The organism is Rhizobium sp. BT04, assembly GCF_030053135.1.
In the GTDB taxonomy this organism is placed as follows: domain Bacteria; phylum Pseudomonadota; class Alphaproteobacteria; order Rhizobiales; family Rhizobiaceae; genus Rhizobium; species Rhizobium binxianense.
In genome coordinates this window covers 673,045-692,164 of sequence record NZ_CP125652.1, presented here as the reverse complement: position 1 = coordinate 692,164, position 19,120 = coordinate 673,045, and the positions used below count along the sequence as shown (strand labels likewise).

Annotated in this window: 19 protein-coding genes and 2 pseudogenes; 14 read left to right on the top strand and 7 right to left on the bottom strand. The window is 60.6% G+C overall.

Features of this window, described 5'->3' with window-relative positions:
- Nucleotides 1-3 precede the first annotated feature (3 nt).
- The gene (locus QMO82_RS11950; RefSeq protein ID WP_183607304.1) at nucleotides 4-786 is read left to right on the top strand and encodes a TatD family hydrolase; all 783 of its coding nucleotides are present in this window, start codon (nucleotides 4-6) and stop codon (nucleotides 784-786) included.
- A gap of 4 nt (nucleotides 787-790) precedes the next feature.
- Nucleotides 791-1,609, top strand: coding sequence for an MBL fold metallo-hydrolase (locus tag QMO82_RS11945; protein WP_183607305.1), 819 nt, complete (start codon nucleotides 791-793; stop codon nucleotides 1,607-1,609).
- 31 nt (nucleotides 1,610-1,640) lie between these two features.
- Here the strand turns inward: QMO82_RS11945 and QMO82_RS11940 are convergent, their stop codons facing one another.
- Nucleotides 1,641-2,267, bottom strand: coding sequence for a TerC family protein (locus QMO82_RS11940; RefSeq protein ID WP_183607306.1), 627 nt, complete (start codon nucleotides 2,265-2,267; stop codon nucleotides 1,641-1,643).
- A gap of 270 nt (nucleotides 2,268-2,537) precedes the next feature.
- Here QMO82_RS11940 and QMO82_RS11935 point away from each other — a divergent pair, with 270 nt between their 5' ends.
- Both QMO82_RS11935 and QMO82_RS11930 read left to right on the top strand, forming a co-directional pair.
- Entirely contained in the window at nucleotides 2,538-3,227 is a 690-nt protein-coding gene (locus QMO82_RS11935) for a hypothetical protein (RefSeq protein ID WP_183607307.1), read from the top strand.
- Between the two features lie 66 nt (nucleotides 3,228-3,293).
- A complete protein-coding gene (locus QMO82_RS11930) occupies nucleotides 3,294-3,674 on the top strand; it encodes a hypothetical protein (protein ID WP_183607308.1) in 381 nt (126 codons plus the stop codon).
- 200 nt (nucleotides 3,675-3,874) lie between these two features.
- On the opposite strand, the gene QMO82_RS11925 is transcribed toward QMO82_RS11930, so the two are convergent.
- The gene (locus QMO82_RS11925; protein WP_183607309.1) at nucleotides 3,875-5,137 is read right to left on the bottom strand and encodes a DUF4010 domain-containing protein; all 1,263 of its coding nucleotides are present in this window, start codon (nucleotides 5,135-5,137) and stop codon (nucleotides 3,875-3,877) included.
- 313 nt (nucleotides 5,138-5,450) lie between these two features.
- Here QMO82_RS11925 and QMO82_RS11920 point away from each other — a divergent pair, with 313 nt between their 5' ends.
- Nucleotides 5,451-6,272: a universal stress protein gene (locus tag QMO82_RS11920; RefSeq protein WP_183607310.1), complete on the top strand. Its 822-nt coding sequence runs from the start codon at nucleotides 5,451-5,453 to the stop codon at nucleotides 6,270-6,272.
- 146 nt (nucleotides 6,273-6,418) lie between these two features.
- Here QMO82_RS11920 and QMO82_RS11915 read toward each other — a convergent pair whose 3' ends face one another.
- On the bottom strand, nucleotides 6,419-6,940 hold the full coding sequence (locus QMO82_RS11915) for a PAS domain-containing protein (RefSeq protein WP_183607311.1): 522 nt from the start codon (nucleotides 6,938-6,940) through the stop codon (nucleotides 6,419-6,421).
- A gap of 159 nt (nucleotides 6,941-7,099) precedes the next feature.
- On the opposite strand from QMO82_RS11915, the gene QMO82_RS11910 reads away from it, so the two are divergent.
- The 6 genes from QMO82_RS11910 to QMO82_RS11885 all read left to right on the top strand — a co-directional run bounded on the left by QMO82_RS11910 (nucleotide 7,100) and on the right by QMO82_RS11885 (nucleotide 11,670).
- The gene (locus tag QMO82_RS11910) at nucleotides 7,100-7,297 is read left to right on the top strand and encodes a hypothetical protein (protein WP_246718288.1); all 198 of its coding nucleotides are present in this window, start codon (nucleotides 7,100-7,102) and stop codon (nucleotides 7,295-7,297) included.
- Nucleotides 7,298-7,305: 8 nt separating this feature from the next.
- The gene (locus QMO82_RS11905) at nucleotides 7,306-8,085 is read left to right on the top strand and encodes a LamB/YcsF family protein (protein WP_183607312.1); all 780 of its coding nucleotides are present in this window, start codon (nucleotides 7,306-7,308) and stop codon (nucleotides 8,083-8,085) included.
- Between the two features lie 111 nt (nucleotides 8,086-8,196).
- On the top strand, nucleotides 8,197-8,904 hold the full coding sequence (locus QMO82_RS11900; RefSeq protein ID WP_183607313.1) for an allophanate hydrolase subunit 1: 708 nt from the start codon (nucleotides 8,197-8,199) through the stop codon (nucleotides 8,902-8,904).
- Nucleotides 8,901-9,860, top strand: a complete 960-nt coding sequence (locus tag QMO82_RS11895) for a biotin-dependent carboxyltransferase family protein (RefSeq protein WP_183607314.1) — start codon at nucleotides 8,901-8,903, stop codon at nucleotides 9,858-9,860. Before QMO82_RS11900 ends, QMO82_RS11895 begins: the two co-directional genes overlap by 4 nt.
- Before the next feature lie 97 nt (nucleotides 9,861-9,957).
- Nucleotides 9,958-10,647: a DUF599 domain-containing protein gene (locus QMO82_RS11890; protein WP_183607315.1), complete on the top strand. Its 690-nt coding sequence runs from the start codon at nucleotides 9,958-9,960 to the stop codon at nucleotides 10,645-10,647.
- A 120-nt stretch (nucleotides 10,648-10,767) separates the two neighbouring features.
- The gene (locus QMO82_RS11885; protein ID WP_183607699.1) at nucleotides 10,768-11,670 is read left to right on the top strand and encodes a LysR family transcriptional regulator; all 903 of its coding nucleotides are present in this window, start codon (nucleotides 10,768-10,770) and stop codon (nucleotides 11,668-11,670) included.
- On the opposite strand, the gene QMO82_RS11880 is transcribed toward QMO82_RS11885, so the two are convergent.
- A complete protein-coding gene (locus QMO82_RS11880; protein ID WP_183607316.1) occupies nucleotides 11,659-12,609 on the bottom strand; it encodes an alpha/beta fold hydrolase in 951 nt (316 codons plus the stop codon). The genes QMO82_RS11885 and QMO82_RS11880 overlap by 12 nt on opposite strands.
- A 426-nt stretch (nucleotides 12,610-13,035) precedes the next feature.
- Between QMO82_RS11880 and QMO82_RS11875 the strand changes: the two genes are divergently transcribed.
- The 3 genes and pseudogenes from QMO82_RS11875 to QMO82_RS11865 all read left to right on the top strand — a co-directional run.
- Nucleotides 13,036-14,361, top strand: a complete 1,326-nt coding sequence (locus QMO82_RS11875; protein ID WP_183607317.1) for an epoxide hydrolase family protein — start codon at nucleotides 13,036-13,038, stop codon at nucleotides 14,359-14,361.
- 149 nt (nucleotides 14,362-14,510) lie between these two features.
- A complete protein-coding gene (locus QMO82_RS11870; RefSeq protein WP_183607318.1) occupies nucleotides 14,511-16,655 on the top strand; it encodes a mechanosensitive ion channel family protein in 2,145 nt (714 codons plus the stop codon).
- Nucleotides 16,656-16,856: 201 nt separating this feature from the next.
- A pseudogene (locus QMO82_RS11865) lies at nucleotides 16,857-17,114 on the top strand (hypothetical protein); the annotation flags it as partial.
- A 2-nt stretch (nucleotides 17,115-17,116) separates the two neighbouring features.
- On the opposite strand, the pseudogene QMO82_RS11860 reads toward QMO82_RS11865, so the two are convergent.
- The 3 genes and pseudogenes from QMO82_RS11860 to folD all read right to left on the bottom strand — a co-directional run.
- Nucleotides 17,117-17,218, bottom strand: a pseudogene (locus QMO82_RS11860) (FAD-dependent oxidoreductase); the annotation flags it as partial.
- A 37-nt stretch (nucleotides 17,219-17,255) separates the two neighbouring features.
- The gene (gene purU / locus QMO82_RS11855) at nucleotides 17,256-18,152 is read right to left on the bottom strand and encodes a formyltetrahydrofolate deformylase (RefSeq protein ID WP_183607319.1); all 897 of its coding nucleotides are present in this window, start codon (nucleotides 18,150-18,152) and stop codon (nucleotides 17,256-17,258) included.
- Nucleotides 18,149-19,069, bottom strand: coding sequence for a bifunctional methylenetetrahydrofolate dehydrogenase/methenyltetrahydrofolate cyclohydrolase FolD (gene folD, locus QMO82_RS11850; RefSeq protein WP_183607320.1), 921 nt, complete (start codon nucleotides 19,067-19,069; stop codon nucleotides 18,149-18,151). The genes purU and folD overlap by 4 nt, the downstream gene beginning before the upstream one ends.
- Between the last annotated feature and the right edge of the window lie 51 nt (nucleotides 19,070-19,120).

The window sequence follows — 19,120 nt, the reverse complement described above, 5'->3', positions numbered from 1 at the left end:
GCCGTGCTGATCGATACGCATTGCCATCTTGATTTCGCCGATTTCGAGGCGGAGCGCGACGAGATCGTCACGCGCGCCCATCAGGCCGGCGTTGCGCAGATGGTGACGATCTCGACGCGGGTGCGCAAGCTCGGCGCGCTACTTGCCATCACAGAGAAATATCCCTCGGTGTTCTGCTCGGTCGGCACGCATCCGAACAATGCCGACGAAGAGCTGGATATCCCAACGGAAGAGCTGGTACGTCTCGCCAATGCCCATGAGAAGATCGTCGCCATCGGCGAGGCCGGTCTCGACTATTTCTATGACACGCAAAAGCCTGAGGACCAGCAGACCGGTTTTCGCCGCCATATTGCCGCGGCGCGCGAGACCCGGTTGCCGCTCGTCATCCACAGCCGCAGCGCCGACGAGGACATGGCTGCGATCCTGACCGAGGAAACCGGGAAGGGGGCTTTCCCGTTCATCCTCCACTGCTTCTCGGCCGGCCCGGAACTGGCGAAGACCGGCGTCGCGCTCGGCGGCTATGTCTCCTTTTCGGGAATCCTGACCTTTCCGAAGTCGGAAGAGCTGCGCGAGATCGCCAAGACGATCCCGCAGGATCGGCTGCTGGTGGAAACGGACGCGCCGTATCTGGCGCCGAAGCGCTGGCGCGGCAAGCGCAATGAACCGTCCTATGTCGTCAACACCGCCGAGGTGCTCGCCGAGACGATCGGCCTTTCCTATGCTGAGGTCGCACGGATCACGACAGAGAATGCCTTCCGGCTGTTCTCGAAGATGCCGAGGGTCTAGCGGCGTGCTCTACCGACGGCGCTTCACCATTCTCGGCTGTTCGTCGTCACCCGGCGTGCCGCGCATTACCGGCGACTGGGGCGCCTGCAATCCCGACAATCCGAAGAACCGGCGCACGCGCGCCGCCTTCATGGTGCAGCAATTTGCGGGGGATGGCGGCGTCACCACCGTCGTCATCGACACCGGGCCGGATTTTCGCGAACAGATGATCAGGGCAGGGGCCGACCATGTCGATGCCGTGCTCTACAGCCATCCGCATGCGGATCATATCCATGGCATCGACGATCTGCGCGGTTATTTTCACAATACCCGCCGCCGGGTGCCGATCTTCGCCGACCAATTTACCATGGACCGGCTGCGGGACGCCTTCGGCTATTGCCTGGAAACGCCGCCGGGCAGCAATTATCCGCCGATCGTGCTGCCTGTTGTCATCGAAAATCTCGACGACCCCGTCGAAATCCGCGGTCCGGGAGGCACGATCGCCTTCTATCCGCATCTCCAGCAGCACGGTGATATTCACTCGCTCGGCTTCCGGATCGGCGATGTGGCTTATTGCAGCGATATCAGCGATTTCCCGCCGCAGACCGTCGACAAGCTGCAGAATCTCGACGTGCTGATCATCGACGCACTTCAATATGCCTATCATCCGAGCCATCTGTCGCTGGAACAGTCGCTCGACTGGATCGGCCGGCTGAAGCCGAAGCAGGCGATCCTCACCCATATGCACACGCCGCTAGACTACGACGTGGTGATGGCTGAGACGCCGGACCATGTGGTGCCGGCGTATGACCAGATGAGCTTCGAGACCGAGGTCAGGCTCTAAATCCTATGGCTCAGATAACTGTCCACAGATCCTAAAGCTTGAACCCGCTCGCTTGCACATACGGCAGCACTTCGACGCCGCCGCGATGGATCATGTCGAGCGAGACGTAGAGGATGATCAGCAGGCCGACATAGGCGATCCAGCGATGGTTGTTGAGCAACCGGGCGATCAGGTTGGCAGCGATGCCCATCAGCGCGATCGACAGAGCAAGACCGATGATCAGCACGCTCGGATGTTCGCGCGCGGCACCGGCAACGGCGAGTACGTTGTCGAGCGACATGGAGACGTCGGCGATGACGATCTGGGTGGCCGCCTGGAAGAAGGTCTTTTTCGGCGCGCTTTCGGCGCCCGCCGCGTCGTGGTTTTCGCCATGGCCGGCGCGAAGTTCGCGCCACATCTTCCAGCAGACCCACAGGAGCAGAAGTCCGCCTGCCAGCAGCAGGCCGACGATCGCCAGCAGATAGACCGCGACGCTGGCAAAGAGAATACGCAGGATGGTCGCGGCGGCAATGCCGACGATGATCGCCTTGCGGCGTTGCGTCGCCTCGAGGCCGGCAGCGGCAAGACCGATAACCACGGCGTTGTCGCCAGCGAGAACGAGGTCGATAGCAATGACCTGCAGCAGAGCCGTCAGACCGGCTGCCGTAAAGATGTCCATATGAAATATCCCCAATGCGTCAAGAGCCGTGCTAGCGTCTCGACGGTTTGACGTCAACCGCCAGCGGTGCCGCCGGACAACGATCCTTGACGTCAAACCGTTCCTCCATTCGATATGCACCGGCCATCGACGGCCCGGGCCGGCGTTGCAGCTGATGTCCGCGCTTATCGCTCGCATTCGCTTGGAACATTCCTCTTGTCCGCCGGTTTTCCGGTCAGGGATTCAGACGTCGGGTCGACGGCTGGCTCCATGCATCGAGAGGAGAATCCCGTGAGCAACATTTACAACGATACCAATCCGGCCTTCTCAGGCCCGACGGGCGGCAGCAGCCTCACCGCACTTTTCGACAGCCGATCGGAAGCTGAATCCGCCATCACCCGTCTGGAGGATGCCGGCGTGCCGGTTGCGAGAATAAGGCTAATGCCGGGATATGAAGCGGATGGAAAAAATGCCGGCGTGATGAGCGACGACCGCAGCGGCTTTTTCGACGCGCTGGCAGACTTCTTGTTCCCCGACGAGGATCGTGCGGTCTACGCGGAAGGACTGCGGCGAGGCGGCTTCCTTGTTCAGGTCAATGACATCGATGACGCGCTCTATGAGGCCGTCCACGATATCCTGGAACACGAGGGCAGCATCGACATGGACGAGCGGGCGGATCTGTGGTCCTCGGAAGGCGCATTTGAAGGCGCGTCAAACACCGGCTTTGCCGGATCGCCTCAGGGCGGCAAAGCCTCGGAAGACCTTGCCGTGTCCGAGAGCGCATTCGAAGGCCGGGATTCGCCTGCGACTTCCGACGACGCGCGCCCGGTCGTAACCCGCGACACCACGCATGGAAGCGCCAAAGTGCGGGCCTATAGCTTCACCGGCGCCGGCTCGCCATCGAGCGACGCCGATCGCCAATCGCAGAGCCAGTCGCAAGGTGGAGGCCAACAGAGCCAGAGCTTCCGGCGCGATCACTGATGTAAACCCTGACCCGGCCGCAATGCCGGGCCTTATTTCTCTTGCTCTTCGTTGGAGGACATGTCCATGCAATCATCCATCAACCGGGACGGCGTCCTTCCGCTCGATCCCGATGAACTGGTCGCCGAAGGCGAACCGCCTTTTGCCGATGCCGCCGCAGAGACCGCGCGGGAAAAGGCCGACCATGATCTGAACGTCCTGCGGCATGAAGTCAGGTTGCTCAGCGCCCGGCTCGGCATGTTGCGCGAGGACGCGGAAGCGGCGTTGAAATCCAAGGCCACTTCGGTCGATGCAAACGCCCATGTCCAACTCGGCGACTATCCTTGGGCAAAGCTTGCTGCGGCGATGTGCGCGGCCTTCGTCGCAACCAGACTGGTTCGACGCCTTCCGTTCGACCTCATGCTTGCCGGATCTGTCGCTCATCTGTCACAGGCGAGGCGGCGGTGAGAACGGCCTTGACGTCCGAAGCCGCATGCGCGCACGATCGATCTAACCGCTGTGTGCGGGAGGCTCCGACTCCAGCCTATGCGTTGGCGACGTCAATTCCATGGCGATGTCGACAAAGCGCTGACTGAGCGGATTGAGTTGGCGGCCGGCGAGGGGCCGCATGAGGCCAATCCCGACAAGATGCTCTGCGTCGGGCAAGCTCATACCAGCAGCGTGCCGGCAATTCCCGCCAAGGTCGCGACACCGCCTGCGATCGCGAAACGAACCGCATAAGCGATGCTCCCCATACTTGCTGCAAGAACGGCTTTCGCCAGCAGATTGGCGAAGGCCGCGACCGCTATGGCGCGAGCGGCCGCATCCGCGGGTACCTGGATGGATGACAATTTCGCAACGGCAAGTGTTATCGCATCGAGATCGCCCAGTCCTGTGACGAATGCAAGGGCCATCAGTGACTGAGTTCCAAAGACGATCAAGGTCATTCGTGTAAGGACTGTCACGACGGCGAGAAGGAGTGCGAAACGAAGCACAACCATCACCTCGAGGGGGTTTCGGGGTGAAAAGTCGCTGCTGTCATCCGGGCGTTGCAGCAACGCGGCGAAGCCGCCTGCTATGGCGAGGATGGCAGCAGCCGGAGCGAGAGATAGAGCAAGCTCCGTGAAAACGACTGGTGCAATGGCACCGCAAATCAAAAGTACGCGGGCGAGAGAAACGGCTCCCGCAAGCATTGCACCCGCAGAGAGGAGTGGCGAGAGGACCGGCATCTGCTTCGACTGACGGGCGAAGGAAAGCGTCAGGGCCGTGGAGGAGACGATGCCGCCGCTGGCTCCGGTCAGCAATATTCCGGCGCGGGCGCCGCTCAGCTTGATCAGGATATAGCCGGCAAAGGAAACGGCTCCCACCAGGATCGTCAGCATCCAAAGTTCGAAAGGATTGATTGCCTGCCAAGGATCAATCGCCTTATTGGGAAGGATAGGGAGGATGACGATCGTCATCGTCAGCAGGATCAAAGCGGCCCTGAGCTCCAGCCAGGTCAATCGGCGAAGAAATCCATGCAGCGGCTCCCGCGCTGCAAGAAGGGCGGTTATCGCCACAGCGCTTGCGGCCGTTATCGTCATATCCGCCACGACCGCGCCAAAGCCCAGCGCAAAGACCGCCAGGGCCGCAATGGTGCCGGTGGCGCTGTAATCCTCCTCTCGCGCCGCCTGCATGCAACTGAAGAGGAGAACCGTGATGCAAAAGAATATAAAGATAGCTGTCGGCAGAATTGGCCCTGTCACAGGCTGCAGGAAACCGCAGAAGCCGCCGAGGAAGCTTGACAGTCCATAGGTGCGGATACCGGCTACTCTCTTGCCTGGAGCAACCTCACGATCCTGCCAGCCGCGCTCAATGCCGACAAGAATGCCGATTGCAAGTGCCAGACTGAGGCGCTGGAATGCTTCTGTCGTCACCAATGATGTCATCATCCGTTGGGTCCAGGCAAGCCGGCCGATTCATCGAAGGCAGCTGCGCCGTATATGCCATAACTGTTCATCCGCAAGCTGCTGCTCAGCGGCGTCCGGACACGTTTGCTCCGCGAAGTGCTGATATTCAATCGCGCATCGCACTTCATCGCTTAGCATAGATCTTTGCCGCTTCGCCCAACGAATTCCGCTTCCTTCCTCATGAGGACGTTCAGTATCACGCTCGCGCTTTCGCGGTGGAACGACCTTGATCTTCGTCAAGCGCCGGAGACACCTTTACGCTATGATACCTCCAACCATTCGGAGGACTTCAGCCATGAAAGCGCAATTCCATTTACCGCTGGCCACCTATCCAGACGCAAGCTCCTTCTCGCTCCTTCAGAATGCTGTCGATGTTTCCCTTCACCAAAAGGCCGGTTTGACGGCGAGTATACCGCTGGTCAGGATCGAACCCGTTCAACCGCGATTTCCATCACTCCTTGACATAGACAAAATGCGCGCGGAGGCGGAGCGCTTGAGTAGAGACAATGGAACCGTTCTCGGGCAGACGCTCCGTGATTATGCGAATGAAGCCGAGGTCGAACTCGAGATCCAGCCATTCGATGTGAGGCAGCCGTTTGTCGTACAAACTCTTGCCGAGCTGTCGCGCACATATGATCTTTCCATTTTAGAAGCATCTGAACTGATGAGGCCGTTGATCGAGAGCGTGCTGTTTGAAAGCGGTCGACCGCTCCTGCTTTTTCCCCCGGATAATTTCAGCGGCCGGATCGATGCTATTGCCGTCGCCTGGGATGGAGGAGCCACTGTCGCGCGGACACTGGCGGGTTCCAGGTTCTTGCTGGATCAAGTTTCGCGCGTCGTCCTGATTTCCATCACCGATGATAAGCAGATTGACGAGCGTAGCCGAGATCACCTTGCGGCTGTGCTTCGGAAGGCTGGTCTTGCCGTCGATGTCGCAGCCGTGCAAGCGAAGGGCGACTCACCGGCCAGCGTCATTCAAGGCGCAGCCCTGGAACGCAAGGCAGATTTGCTCGTCGCCGGCGCGTTCGGTCATTCGAGGCTGCGCGAATTTATCTTGGGAGGGGTCACACGGTCGCTGTTGACCCGCCTCGAAATGCCCACTGTCCTTTGCCACTAACTGCGGTGCGCGCGGCGTGTTGCCGATGGCCGCAACGTCGATCGCTTCCAGAGAAGAGCGTCCTCTGCGGGTGACAAATATCCAAGGCTCGCAAACCCATCGCTATCACCCAATGCCTGATGCGGCAACCAGCAGTTGGTATGAAATCAATGAACCTGCACGGTGTCTGGCGGCATCGGGTTGGCAAGCTCTTTGAGAATCGCTTCAAGCGCATCGGCCGTCGTTTGCAGGCCGGATGACCGCGCAATTTTCAGTGCCGCACTGCAGTGAGCAGACAATTCGTCCTGGTGGACGTGATCATTCGTCGGAAATACGATGCCCGCATATTGCGACGGGTTTCCAGCTTCATTCTTGAAGCACCGGCCGAAGGCAGCCACGTTTACTATTTGCCCGCTTCGATCAAATACCCGATAGTCATGGCGATACGGATCTCCTGTGATCACCGAGTCTGAAATCGCCTTGGCCACAGATGGCTTGTCGTCCGGGTGAATCCGGTCGAGGTATTTTATAATCGGCAGCCCCGCGATGGTCTGCTCCGGGTCAAGCCCAAAGAGCTTTGCCAGCGCCGAATCCGCATAAACCGTGTCGGTCGCCAAATCCCAGGTAAAAATGCCAGGCTCTTCGGCAACGGAGAATTCGGACGTTCCAATGCTGCTGACAGGGTTCATTCCACATCCCCACTGCGCGCCAGCGCTGCCGGTCGATCACGTCACCCTGGCTCTTGAGAGGATACGACGTGCTCAACCATTTCGCTGTTTATCTTACTGCATATTTCCTCAAATCGGAATCGATTTGAGGATTCCTCGCTTGGCAGGAATGCATGCTTGATGGGTTCGATCTGTGCCGAACGAATGGCAAGTTTGCCACCGAAGCCTCACGCGAAAGGCAGCCCGAGATCGCCACACAAGCTCGCCGCGCGCAGCCGGCAGCATCGTTTTCTTGACGCGTACGGCGAAGGTGTGCTTCACCTCGGCTTCGACGTTCCAGAATGCGACGAAGCCGACAAGACCGGCGCGAAGGGTTGACGGAAATCATGACGAAGATCGATCTCAATTCTGATCTGGGGGAGGCGTTTGGACCTTGGCGCATGGGCGACGACAAGGCGATCCTTGACGTCGTCACCAGTGCGAACATCGCATGTGGCGGGCACGCCGGAGATCCGGCGACCATGGTGGAGACGCTTGCCTTGGCAGCTGAGCGGGGTGTCGTCGCGGGAGCCCATCCGGGTTTCGCGGATCGCGAGGGTTTCGGACGACGCCTGATCCCCTTGAGCATCCGGGAGGTGGAGCAGCTTGTGGCGACGCAGACCGGCGCGCTGATGGGCGCTGCAGCTCTGGCGGGCGCCCGCGTCCGTTACGTCAAACCGCACGGCGCACTCGCCAATTGGGCGGCCGACGAACGGCCGGTCGCCGACGCCATCATCCGCGCAAGCCGAGCGGTCTCGCCGGAACTTGCCATACTGGCGATCTCCGGGACAGAGCTGGAGCATGCGGCCCGCGATGCCGGGATGACCGTCTTCAGCGAGATTTTTGCCGACCGCGGCTACCTCTCCACGGGTCGGCTCGTTCCGCGCAACTTGCCGGGAGCGATGATCCATGATCCAGCACAGGCGGCATCGAGATTGATCGGGTACCTGTCCAGCGGCCTCATGCCGACGGTCGACGGCGTTCCGATCCCTCTCTATGCGCACTCGATCTGCGTTCATGGGGACAGCCCGGGAGCGCTCGCCATGGCCGTCCACGTGCGCCAGGAGCTGCAAAAGGCAGGCATCGAGGTGGCACCATTCCTCCAACCGACACAGGAAAACAGGTGATGGCCAAAGGCTATCTTATCGCCCAGGTTACCGTCGCCGATCTGGAAGCCACGGCGCCTCGAGCAGGGGCTGCGGATGCGGACTTCCTTCTGATCGAAGGCGCCGACTGATTTGTCACAGGACCCGTCCGCATCGTCCGGCAGCGTTCCGAACTACCGCCCGGTGGGCGGGCACGCGGTGCTCGTCGAATTCGGCACGACCATCGACAAACGGATCCACGATCAGGTCGTCAAGCTGGATGCCGCCTTGAAGACGGCACCCTTTCAAGGATTCGTCGAAGCCGTTCCGGCCTATGCCAGCATTCTCGTATGCTTCGATCCGCTCGTGGCCGATCATCGCACGACGGAGGCGGCCATTGCTGAGCGTCTGGGAGCTGAGGTTCCAGAGACGATTGGAGCAATGCGCGAAGTCGAAGTCTGCTACGATCCTGATCTTGCGCCCGACCTTGCCGCCGTCGCCGAGGCAAGCGGATTATCGCCGGAAGACGTTATATCCGCCCATCTCTCCGGCGACTACAGCGTCTTCATGTACGGCTTCGCTCCCGGCTACGCTTACCTTGCAGGCGTGCCCAAAGCCATTCAGCAGCCGAGGAAGCCGGCGCCTATTCGCGGCATCGCCGCCGGAAGCGTGCTGATCGCCGGTCCGCAGTGCCTGGTGAGCACGCTTACCATGCCGACCGGTTGGTGGGTCATCGGCCGCTCGCCGACGAAGATCCTCGACGCCGCGTCCAACGATCGTCCGTTCCTTTTCGACGTCGGCGACGCGGTACGTTTCCGCCGCATATCGAGGGCCGAATTCGACGCGAGGCGCCTCGCATGAGCGAAGCCGTCCTTGCAATCAACTTCGCGGGTCCTCACGTCGCGGTCCAGGACGGAGGACGTCACGGATTGATGCGGTACGGCGTTCCGGCCTCCGGTCCGATGGACAGGACCTCGTTTGCAGCCGCCAACGCCGCCGTCGGCAATCCTACTAGTCAGCCGGCAATCGAAGTCTCCATGGGCGGCCTGGTTCTCGACTGCCTATCGGGGGAAGTTACGTTTGCTGTCGCGGGAGGAGGCTTCATCGTAGAGCATGCCGGCGACAAGCGTGGCGCATGGATGGTCGCCACGCTGAGGGCCGGGGAGCGGCTGGCGATCCGCCCGGGACACTGGGGAAGCTGGACCTATCTGGCCTTCGCCGGTCACATCGAGGCAAAGACCTGGCTGGGCAGCATGTCGACTCACAGCCTCTCCGGCCTCGGCGGCGGGCGCCTTGCAACCGGGCAGACGCTCACTATAGCCGATCCGGACGTGCGCGATGATCGACATGGTCCGATCACATGTCCGGTCATAGCAAGACCGCGATCCGAGCTGCGTGTGGTGGTCGGTCCGCAGGATCGGTTCTTCTCGAAGGAAACCTTGTCGAATTTCCTGTCGTCAGCTTTCCGCCTGAGCGACGCCTATGACCGCATGGGAGTGCGCCTCCAAGGTCCGTCGCTTGCGCCAAGCGTCGCGCTGGACATGCCATCGGAAGCGATCGTGCGGGGCTCGGTGCAGGTGGCTGGAGACGGCGTCGCCACCATTCTGCTGGCCGACCACCAGACGACCGGAGGCTATCCCAAGATCGCAACGGTGGTGGATTCAGATCTGGACGCCTTCGTTCAGCTGCGCCCACGCGACCATGTCGGTTTCCTGGCCGTGACGCCGCAGCAGGCGAGCGAGCACATCCGGCTTCGGGCTGCGACGATGTCCCGTTACCTTGCGGCGGTCCGCGATCCATGCAACGCCCTTATATAGGCGTGTCGATCTGAAGGGCAGGGCGGCGACAGACGCTTGGAGCTGCCGTTAGCTCGAAGTACTGTTCAGGAAAATCCAGTTTCAGTTCGGGGGCACCATGGATTTTCTGAACGTTGTGGCGATCGTTTTCTTCCTTCTCGTCTGGGTGGCGGTCGAGCCTTTGATGGCAGCAGGGTGGCCGAGAAGGAACGACAGTCTTTCCGTCGACATGGTGCGCGTTCGCGCGGCCTGGATGCGGGAGGTCCTGACGCGAGACAATAATTTTATCGGCGACGCCGCGATCCTCGGGCACACGATCAATTCGGCATCCTTCTTCGGCTCCGCCAATCTCATCGTCATCGTCGGGCTGAGCGGCGCGCTGTTCATGGAGCCGAATTATGGATCGGGTGGCCTGATCGCGATGTTTGCGGCTCAGGACCCTGCCTGGTTTTTCCAGTGCAAGGTCCTCCTGATCATGGCGACGCTGCTGCGCGGCCTATCCGATTTCATATGGGCGGTGCGGCAGATCAACTACTGCCTGGCGGCGATCGGGGCGAGCCCCTCCCGTGATGAAGACAGGGACATCGCCGGCTGGACGAACGCGCTCACCCTGGTGTTGAACCCTGCGCTTCGTTCGTTCAGCGTCGGCGTCCGATCCTACTACTTCACCGTCGCGGCCGCCTTCTGGTTCATCGGGCCAATCCCGTTCATTGTTGCGACCATCCTCAGCGTCGGCGTTCTGATCTGGCGCCAGTCCTGGTCGGATGCTGCAAAGGGGATCATGGCGATACGCAAGCTGCTCGACTAGGAATCGATTGTCCGCGGCCCGGCGCAAGGTGATAGTCTGAGCGACGTGCGGTTAAGTACGTTGCGAACATCGGACTCTCGAAGACACGAAACAGAAGCGGTATCTCACGGGCGGTGGCCGATGGATCGTCTTGAAGCGATGCGCATATTGCTGGCGGTCGTCGATGCCGGGAGCATCTCCGCCGGCAGCAGGAAGCTGAGCGCGCCACTGCCGAGCGTCAGCCGGAAGGTGGCCGAACTTGAGCGACATCTCGGGGCGAACCTCATCGTCCGCACCAGCCGCAATCTTCAGCTCACCGATGCCGGACGCGACTATGTCGATGCTGCCAGAAAGATCATGGCGGATCTCGAGGAGGCCGAACGAAGGGCTTCCGGGGAATACCAGACACCCCGTGGTGTGCTCACGATCACGATGCCGGTCGAATACGGGAACCGGTACGTTCTTCCTGTCGCGCTGAGCTTCATGGAAAAATACCCGGAAGTGTCGCTGAACCTTCTGTCGCTCGACCGCACGGTCGATCTCGTCTCCGAGCAGGTGGATATCGCGATCCGTCTCGGGGACCTCGCCGACAGCGCGCTCCATGCCGTCAAGGTTGGGGAGTTCCGGCTGCTGACCTGTGCGAGCCCCGCCTATCTCGAGCGGCACGGCATGCCGGAGCGTCCCGGCGATCTCATCGATCGCGACGGAATCATCTTTAACAAGAGAACGTTCTTCTGGACGTTCGACGTCGACGGCACGCCTATGGAGGCGGCGCCCCGCAACCGGCTGGAAGTGAATACCGCAGCGAACTGTGTTGCGGCGGCTGTCGGCGGGGCGGGGATCGCGCGGCTGTTCGACTATCAGGTTTCTGACGAACTGGCGTCCGGCGCGCTCGTTCCCATCTTGCGCGATTTCGACGGCGCACCGCAGCCCATTCATATCGTCTACGCGCGCCAGGGGCTTCTCGCCTTGAAGGTACGGGCTTTCGTCGATTGGGCGGTGCCGCGGTTGCGGGCGCAACAAAATATAGCATTATCCGAATGATGTACGGATCTCTTCAATCGTTTGTTTCGGGTTCTGAAGGTGCGGAAAGTGCCCGACACCCAAGAGGATATCGACTTTTGCACCGATCTTGCCGGCGAACTCGATGCCCATCTCGCTTCTGATGTAGAGGTCCTTCTCGCCCCAGATCACCTTCACGGGCGTCTTCAGGCGGTGGAGGTTTGCCTCGAGGAAGTTCTGGTCGCGGGTGAAATTCGCGTAGTAGTGGGCGAAAGCATCCGCCGACGTGACGCCATCGAGGCGCCAGGAGCGGGCCATGTCTTGCTGCACGTCTGTCGGTAGATCGAATTGCGCGGTAGGAGAGAGGCCGCGCCTGTGCACGTTCTGAAGGATCTCGTCGCTCGTCTTGTTCATGTAGGCGCGGGTCGGGGAGGCGGTCGGCTCGGCTTTGAGGTTCTGCAGGTTCTCCCACATGTAGTGCGGCCGGTCGAACGGCGCGAAGTCACCGACGATGATCCGTCTGGCGATCGTCGGTTCATCGAGAGCGAGCAGCAGGACGGGGAGGGCGGCGATATCAGTCGCATAGATCACGAGCTTCGATCGGTCGATGCCTGCCCGCTCGATATAGGCTCTCAGTACCTGGGCGTAGGCCTTCGGTGCATAGGAAAAGCGTTCAGAAACCGGGCGCGACGACTGCCCATAGCCCGGCCAATCGAAGGCATGGACGTCGTAGTCGCGCGCAAGCGCGGTCGCGATTCCCTTCCAAACCGTCAGCGTTTCCGGAAATCCATGCAGGAAAAGCACGGTGCCTTTTGGCGCCGGGGCTCGGACAATCATCCTTCTCAGCGTCAGGATCTCGTCGATCTCGATGAAGTCGACAGCGTCGTGCGCGGCGTCTCCGGAAGCGACGATTTCAGACGTATAGGAAGAAGGAGTTGCTGCGACCGATGCAGCCGTTTTTACGATTTTGCCCTTAGACATAGGATGTCCTTTCCTGAATGGCGCTCAGCCAAAGCTCAAAGCCGGTTGTCTCCTGACATAATTGAGCACGGCGTCGGAGCGCAGTAGCCGGAGAAAGTGAGAGGTACCCTCTCGATGGCGGTAGCGCTGCACCGCGGCTGCCCAAGGCTGGCATCTAACCGAGAGGGTGCCTCTCACTTTTCCAAGGTGCCGGCCGGTCCGCGACAATATAAGGAAGAACTGATAGTCATCGAGTACAAGCACGAGGAGCGCAAACCGATCAGGTTCAACTCCCGTCAGCCGCTATTTATCCCCGACCGTGTGGCGCGCTCGGCCAGGGATGTCGGCGAGGGCAGGGCGTCCGAAGTGGCGACCGATTGGTCACCTGGGGCTTCCCTTGTCGAAAATCTGTCCGTTGACCCTCGATGTCATGAAAGGACACGTGTCATGGCACTGACCTCTTTGAAACATAGCCACTCCTTGAAGCTCGGGCATATGTCACGACGCTCACTGCTGTTGGGGGGTGCGGCGGCCGGCATGTCTGCCGCTCTCCTGCCACGCACATCCGACGCTGCTGACGTCGTCGGCGCCGCGTCCGAGGAGATCCGACCGTTCAAGGTTGAGGTCCCTGAGGCGGCGCTGGCAGATCTCAGGCGGCGCCTCGCCGAGACCCGGTGGCCCGACGGCGAAACCGTCATGAATCGTTCGCAGGGCGTCCAGCCCGACAGGTTGAAGGAACTGGTGCGCTATTGGCAATCGTCCCACGACTGGCGGAACGCGGAGAGCAGGCTGAACAGTCTTCCGCAGTTTCTCACCAATATCGATGGACTGGACATCCATTTCATCCATGTTCGCTCGCGCCATCAAAACGCGCTACCGCTGATCATGACCCACGGCTGGCCAGGGTCGGTATTCGAGCTGCTGGATGTCATCGGGCCGCTCACGGACCCGACGGCGCATGGCGGCACGGCTGATGATGCTTTCCACCTGGTGATACCGTCGATCCCGGGATTCGGTTTCTCCGGAAAACCGCCGGCAACGGGTTGGAACCCGCAGCGAATAGCGGCTGCCTGGGACGTGCTGATGAAGCGGCTCGACTATAACAGCTACGTCGCGCAAGGCGGCGACTGGGGCGCGATCATCAGCGATGCCTTGGGTCGCCAGGCGCCCGATGGGCTGCTCGCAATCCACGTCAACAGGATCGAGCGGGCCACGACGCTCCCATCGGGCGCAGCCCAGGCACTCAAAAATGGGGGGCTGGCTCCCGATAGTCTGTCTGCGGATGAGAGGATCGTCTTCGATGAGGCGCGGGACTTTCTCAACAACGGCTTCGGCTACGCCGCGATTATGAGCACGCGCCCGGAGACGATCGGCTACGGCATTGCGGATTCTCCGGTCGGCCTCGCCGCCTGGCTCTACGATAAGATCGCCGACTGGGTGTTCACCCCGGGCGATCCCGAACAGGCGCTTGGCAAGGATGCCATCCTCGACAACATCACGCTGTACTGGCTGACGAACACCGGCCCCTCGAGTGGCCGTATCTATTGGGAAAACGCCATGTCCGGCGCCAAGCTCACCGCCGTCAAAGTGCCGGTCGCCGTTACAATATTCCCCGGAGAGGTCTACAAGCCACCAAAGCACTGGCTGTCCAAGGCCTATCCGAAGCTCATCTATTACAACCGCGTCTCCAAGGGCGGCCACTTCGCGGCCTGGGAGGAGCCGGAACTCTTCAGTCAGGAGATCAGGGCAGGGTTCAAGTCGGTGCGGTTATGAGCAACCGCAGATTTGCTCAGAGGCAGCAGTCGGGTCTGCATCCGCCGGACAGGTTCGTCGATTGACGTTGATGGTGCAACGCTTCACAAAGTCCGAAGCTTCCTTCAACCAAGCAGAAGCGACGACAACTTCGCGGGGATCACGGCTACATGCGCATCAACGACGACCGTCATTTCTTCGGCAGAGTATCCACATTCCTGACGGTGGTATTTTCAACGCTTCTGCTCGCCGGCGCAAACCCCGCCCCGGCGGCCGAAACGACCAGTTCGGCGCCGATCCGGGTTATGATCGAATTGCCGAACGATGAGGCTGGACGCGCGCTGGTCAATCGGATCGTTCCCGGCAATCAGGAACCGGCGCAGCCTGTAGCGGTCTCGCAAGAGACGCCGCCACCATCGATTGCCACTTCGTTACAGGATTTGCGCCAGAGGCTACTCGCACTCGTCAATGCCGTCCCGACCCTCCCGGGTCAGATCCAGGCGGCGGTCCGCGCCTTCCAAACAGATAATCATATCGACCCTGTCGGCCTGATCTTGGCGGTCGCACTCTTCGTTGCAGGCGGATTCGTCGCGCAGCGCCTCGCCTGGTGGTCCGGGCGAGGGCTTCTCCATTTTGTGCTGACCGCGCCTGCCGACACCGTGCGGCAGCGGATCAAGCTGCACGTTGCCCGGCTTTCAATGGGTCTTCTTGCGCTGGTCGGTTACCTGATCGGAAGCCTCGGCGCGTTTATCCTCTTTCCATGGCCTGCCGTGTTCCGCGATATCGCGCTCATCCTGCTATCAGCCGCGCTCATGCTGCGCCTTGGCGTTCTTATCGGCCGCGTCGTCATCGCGCCGGGCGCCCGCCTGCCACATATGCGGCTGCTAACGCTTGTCACATCGCTTGCCTGGTTCTGGTACTACTGGCTCCTCGCAATCGTCGCAGTGCTGGCGGCTGGCTGGGCCATTATCGAGGTGATCCGGACGATCGGGGCTTTGCCCATCCTGGTCGATCTCTTTACTGCGGCATGGTTCGGTGTCGTTTCAATCGCTTTGATCGTCATGATCTGGCTGCGGCACTTTCGTTCCGACGGGCCACCCGTGAACCGGCTGGTCTGTGTCGGCTTCAGCGCGAGCATCATCCTATCGTGGCTGCTATGGGTGTCCGGGCTCCGCGGTGCATTCTGGACGGTGTTCGTCATCACGCTTCTGCCGCTTACCGTTTCGGTGGCGCATGATATCATTCGGCGCATCATACAATCCGGGGAGGGGCAGGCGGTCGAAGATCCCACCATCGTCGGATGGTCTGTCGTCATCATGCAAACGCTGCGTAACGGCCTCATTGTGGTTGCCGCGCTCCTGATTGCCCGATCGTGGAACGTCAATCTCGGTGACCTCGCCGCAGCCGAAACGGTGACCACGCGGTTGATCCGCGCAGGAATCCGCATCGTGATCGTGCTGCTGGTGACCGACGTTATCTGGAAACTCGCAAGCACCCTCATCGACAGCCAGATGGCGGTGGCCTCGCGAAGCGCAGAGGCGGGGCATCAGGACGGCCCCGAGGTGCGCCGGCGTCAGCGGTTGAATACCCTCCTGCCCATTCTTCGCAACGTGTTGTTCCTGGCGATCGGAGCTGTCGGTTTCCTGATGATCCTGGATGCCGTTGGCGTCCAGATCGGACCGCTGCTGGCGGGCGCCGGTGTCGTCGGCATAGCCGTCGGCTTCGGTGCACAAACACTCGTCAAGGACATCATTTCAGGCGTCTTTTATCTGTTCGACGATGCCTTTCGCATCGGCGAATACATTCAGGCGGCGAGATATAAAGGGACGGTCGAAGGCTTCTCGCTGCGATCGATCCGCCTGCGACATCACCGCGGTCCGGTCACCATCGTTCCGTTCGGCGAACTCGGCGCGGTGCAAAACCTCAGCCGCGACTGGGTGATCGACATCATTACGCTTACCCTGAACTATGACAGCGATCTCGAGGAAGTCCGCAAGACCATCAAGCGCATCGGCGTCGAGCTTCTGGAGGATGCCGAACTCGGACCCAACATCATCGAGCCCTTGAAAATGCAAGGGATTGAGCAAATGGCGGACTATGGCGTGCAGATTCGTCTGAAGTTCATGGCGAAACCCGGCGAACAATTCGCCGTTCGCCGAAAGGCACTCGCCATGCTCAAGAAGACATTCGCGGAAAAAGGCATCCAGTTCGCAACTCCGACGGTTCATGTCTCCAGCGGCACGGATGCAGCGGCAACCGCCGCCGCGTCGGAACTCCAGAGGCCATCAAAAGTCATCCCAACACCGCAGGAATAGCAGCGTCGAGCCACTCTATAAGGGCACGTCCAGGCGGGACGATGTAAAAGACGAAGGTATGCCATTGTCATCAAATAGCATTCTCATGTTCCATAATCTGTCTTATGCGATTTTTGTATGTAGCCGCAAAGTTGAAGTGTCCTGATCCTGCAAAGTTGGAATGTCACTCTCCTCACGTTTTGATGACGTGGGAGATTGCGGATGGGACTGATAGCGATGAGCGAACGTGATCTGCAGCGGATCGAGGTTTTGTCGAGGGTAATCGCCGGTCGCATGACGCTGGTGTCGCGCGAGACGTTGCTCGGCTGGATGGTTGATGCCGGACTGTGGCTGTCGCGCAAGTACCGCCGGACGATTCATCAGCCGCGCTTGCGGCGCGAAGCCTATGGCGAGCTGGTGGAGATCGACGGCTCCGAACATCGCTGGTTTGAGGATCGTGGAGATCCCTGCTCGCTCTTGGAGCCGGGCCGCCGATCGATGACAACGACTTCGTGCGCCGCCGTTGCGAACTCGTAGGCAGATGTCACGCCGATGATGCCGTCACCCAGAACCGCGACCCTCATTGGTCCCTCTCGAAGCCTTGGTTGCGGTCGCCCGCGATCAGCCCATGCGCTCAGACGCGTAGGAACCGGGAGACGCTGGAAACACCACCGTCTTGTTGCCGTTGATGAACACGCGCCCATGGATGTGAGCGTGGATCGCGCGGGCGAGCACCTGGCTTTCGACATCGCGGCCAAGGCTCACATAGTCCTCGCCGCTCTGCGTATGGGTGACCCGTACGATGTCCTGCTCGATGATGGGACCTTCGTCCAGATCCGCGGTGACGTAGTGCGAGGTCGCGCCGATTAGCTTCACGCCGCGCTCGAACGCCTGTTTGTATGGATTCGCACCCTTGAAACTCGGCAGGAAGGAGTGGTGGATATTGATGATCCGGCCCGACATCTTGCGGCACATCTCGTCGGAGAGTACCTGCATGTAGCGGGCGAGAACGATGAGTTCTGCCCCCGACTCGTCGACGATCTGCATCTGCTTCGCCTCGGCTTCCGGCTTATTCTCCTTCGTGACCTTGATGCAATGGAACGGGATGTCATGGTTCACGACAATCCGCTGGTAGTCCATGTGGTTCGATATCACGCCGACGATGTCGATCGGGAGCGCCCCGATCCGCCACCGATAGAGGAGATCGTTCAAGCAGTGGCCGAAGCGGCTCACCATCAGGATGACCTTCTTCTTTTCTGTCTCGTCGAAGAATTCGGCATTGGCCTCGAACTTGTCGGCGATCGGCTTGAACCCTTGGCGGAGCTGTTCGAGTGTGTGCCCCTCGTCCGGCTGGAAGCTGATGCGCATGAAGTAGCGTCCCGTGTCGGCGTCGTCGAACTGGGCGCTGTCAGAGATGTTGCAGCCGTTCTGCGACAGATAGGTCGTGATCGCAGCCGTAACCCCACGGATCGATAGGCAGGCGACGCGGAGAGCGTAACGGGGCGTCGTGGTTGTCATCTCAGAAATCCTTGTTCGTTTCCAGGCAGCAACGGCCAGGGTTGATGCCGGCGGAAGGCGGTCAGCGTGTTCGAAAGCAGGCAGGCGATCGTCATCGGACCGACCCCGCCGGGAACCGGCGTGATGGCGCGGGCATGACCCGCCTCCCCGTAGGCGACGTCGCCGACGAACTTCGTCTTTCCGTCTTCCTGTATCCGGTTGATGCCGACGTCGATGACGACAGCGCCGGGCTTGATCCAATCGCCGCGGACAAGGCCAGGACGACCCGCGGCAACGACGAGGATGTCGGCGGTTCGGCAAAGGTCGGCGGTGTTCCTCGTCTGCGAATGGACCACCGTCACAGTGCAGTGCGCATTCATCAGCATCTGCGCCATAGGCTTGCCGACGATGTTCGACTTTCCGACGATAACGGCGTGCGATCCGGAAAGGTGTTCGCCCAGCGCATTCTTGATGAGCATCATGCAGCCAAGCGGCGTGCAGGGAACGAGCCCGGGGCTGCCCGTCGCCAGCCGTCCGGCATTCGAAACGTGAAAACCGTCTACGTCCTTGTCGGGGTTGATCGCCTGGATAACCGCGTTCGGATCCAAGTGAGATGGAAGCGGCAACTGAACAAGGATTCCATGCACTTGCTGATCAACGTTCAAGCGGTGAACGAGCGACAACAGGTCGTTCTGCGTGGTGCCCGCTTGCAGTCGATGCTCGAATGACTTCATGCCCGCAGCTATCGTCTGCCGATGCTTGGAAGCTACATAGACGGCGCTTGCCGGATCATCGCCGACGAGGACGACGGCAAGACCGGGAACAACGCCCGTCTCTGCCTTCAGGATCTCTACGTCAGTTTTGATTCTTTCCAGCAGCTCGGTGGCCAACTGCTTACCATCGATGTCGGCGGCGCGAATGAATCTATCCATTCCCATGGGATGCGTCTCCATATTGGATCCGAGCTCGAGCCAGCAAGCTACGTCTAC

Excerpts from the sequence above, each read along its gene's own strand:
- QMO82_RS11940 (WP_183607306.1), bottom strand. The coding sequence starts at position 2,267 with ATGGACATCTTTACGGCAGCCGGTCTGACGGCTCTGCTGCAGGTCATT.
- QMO82_RS11930 (WP_183607308.1), top strand. The coding sequence starts at position 3,294 with ATGCAATCATCCATCAACCGGGACGGCGTCCTTCCGCTCGATCCCGAT.
- QMO82_RS11925 (WP_183607309.1), bottom strand. The coding sequence starts at position 5,137 with ATGATGACATCATTGGTGACGACAGAAGCATTCCAGCGCCTCAGTCTG.
- QMO82_RS11920 (WP_183607310.1), top strand. The coding sequence starts at position 5,451 with ATGAAAGCGCAATTCCATTTACCGCTGGCCACCTATCCAGACGCAAGC.
- QMO82_RS11915 (WP_183607311.1), bottom strand. The coding sequence starts at position 6,940 with ATGAACCCTGTCAGCAGCATTGGAACGTCCGAATTCTCCGTTGCCGAA.
- QMO82_RS11910 (WP_246718288.1), top strand. The coding sequence starts at position 7,100 with ATGGGTTCGATCTGTGCCGAACGAATGGCAAGTTTGCCACCGAAGCCT.
- QMO82_RS11905 (WP_183607312.1), top strand. The coding sequence starts at position 7,306 with ATGACGAAGATCGATCTCAATTCTGATCTGGGGGAGGCGTTTGGACCT.
- QMO82_RS11895 (WP_183607314.1), top strand. The coding sequence starts at position 8,901 with ATGAGCGAAGCCGTCCTTGCAATCAACTTCGCGGGTCCTCACGTCGCG.
- QMO82_RS11890 (WP_183607315.1), top strand. The coding sequence starts at position 9,958 with ATGGATTTTCTGAACGTTGTGGCGATCGTTTTCTTCCTTCTCGTCTGG.
- QMO82_RS11885 (WP_183607699.1), top strand. The coding sequence starts at position 10,768 with ATGGATCGTCTTGAAGCGATGCGCATATTGCTGGCGGTCGTCGATGCC.
- QMO82_RS11880 (WP_183607316.1), bottom strand. The coding sequence starts at position 12,609 with ATGTCTAAGGGCAAAATCGTAAAAACGGCTGCATCGGTCGCAGCAACT.
- QMO82_RS11875 (WP_183607317.1), top strand. The coding sequence starts at position 13,036 with ATGGCACTGACCTCTTTGAAACATAGCCACTCCTTGAAGCTCGGGCAT.
- QMO82_RS11870 (WP_183607318.1), top strand. The coding sequence starts at position 14,511 with ATGCGCATCAACGACGACCGTCATTTCTTCGGCAGAGTATCCACATTC.
- purU (WP_183607319.1), bottom strand. The coding sequence starts at position 18,152 with ATGACAACCACGACGCCCCGTTACGCTCTCCGCGTCGCCTGCCTATCG.
- folD (WP_183607320.1), bottom strand. The coding sequence starts at position 19,069 with ATGGGAATGGATAGATTCATTCGCGCCGCCGACATCGATGGTAAGCAG.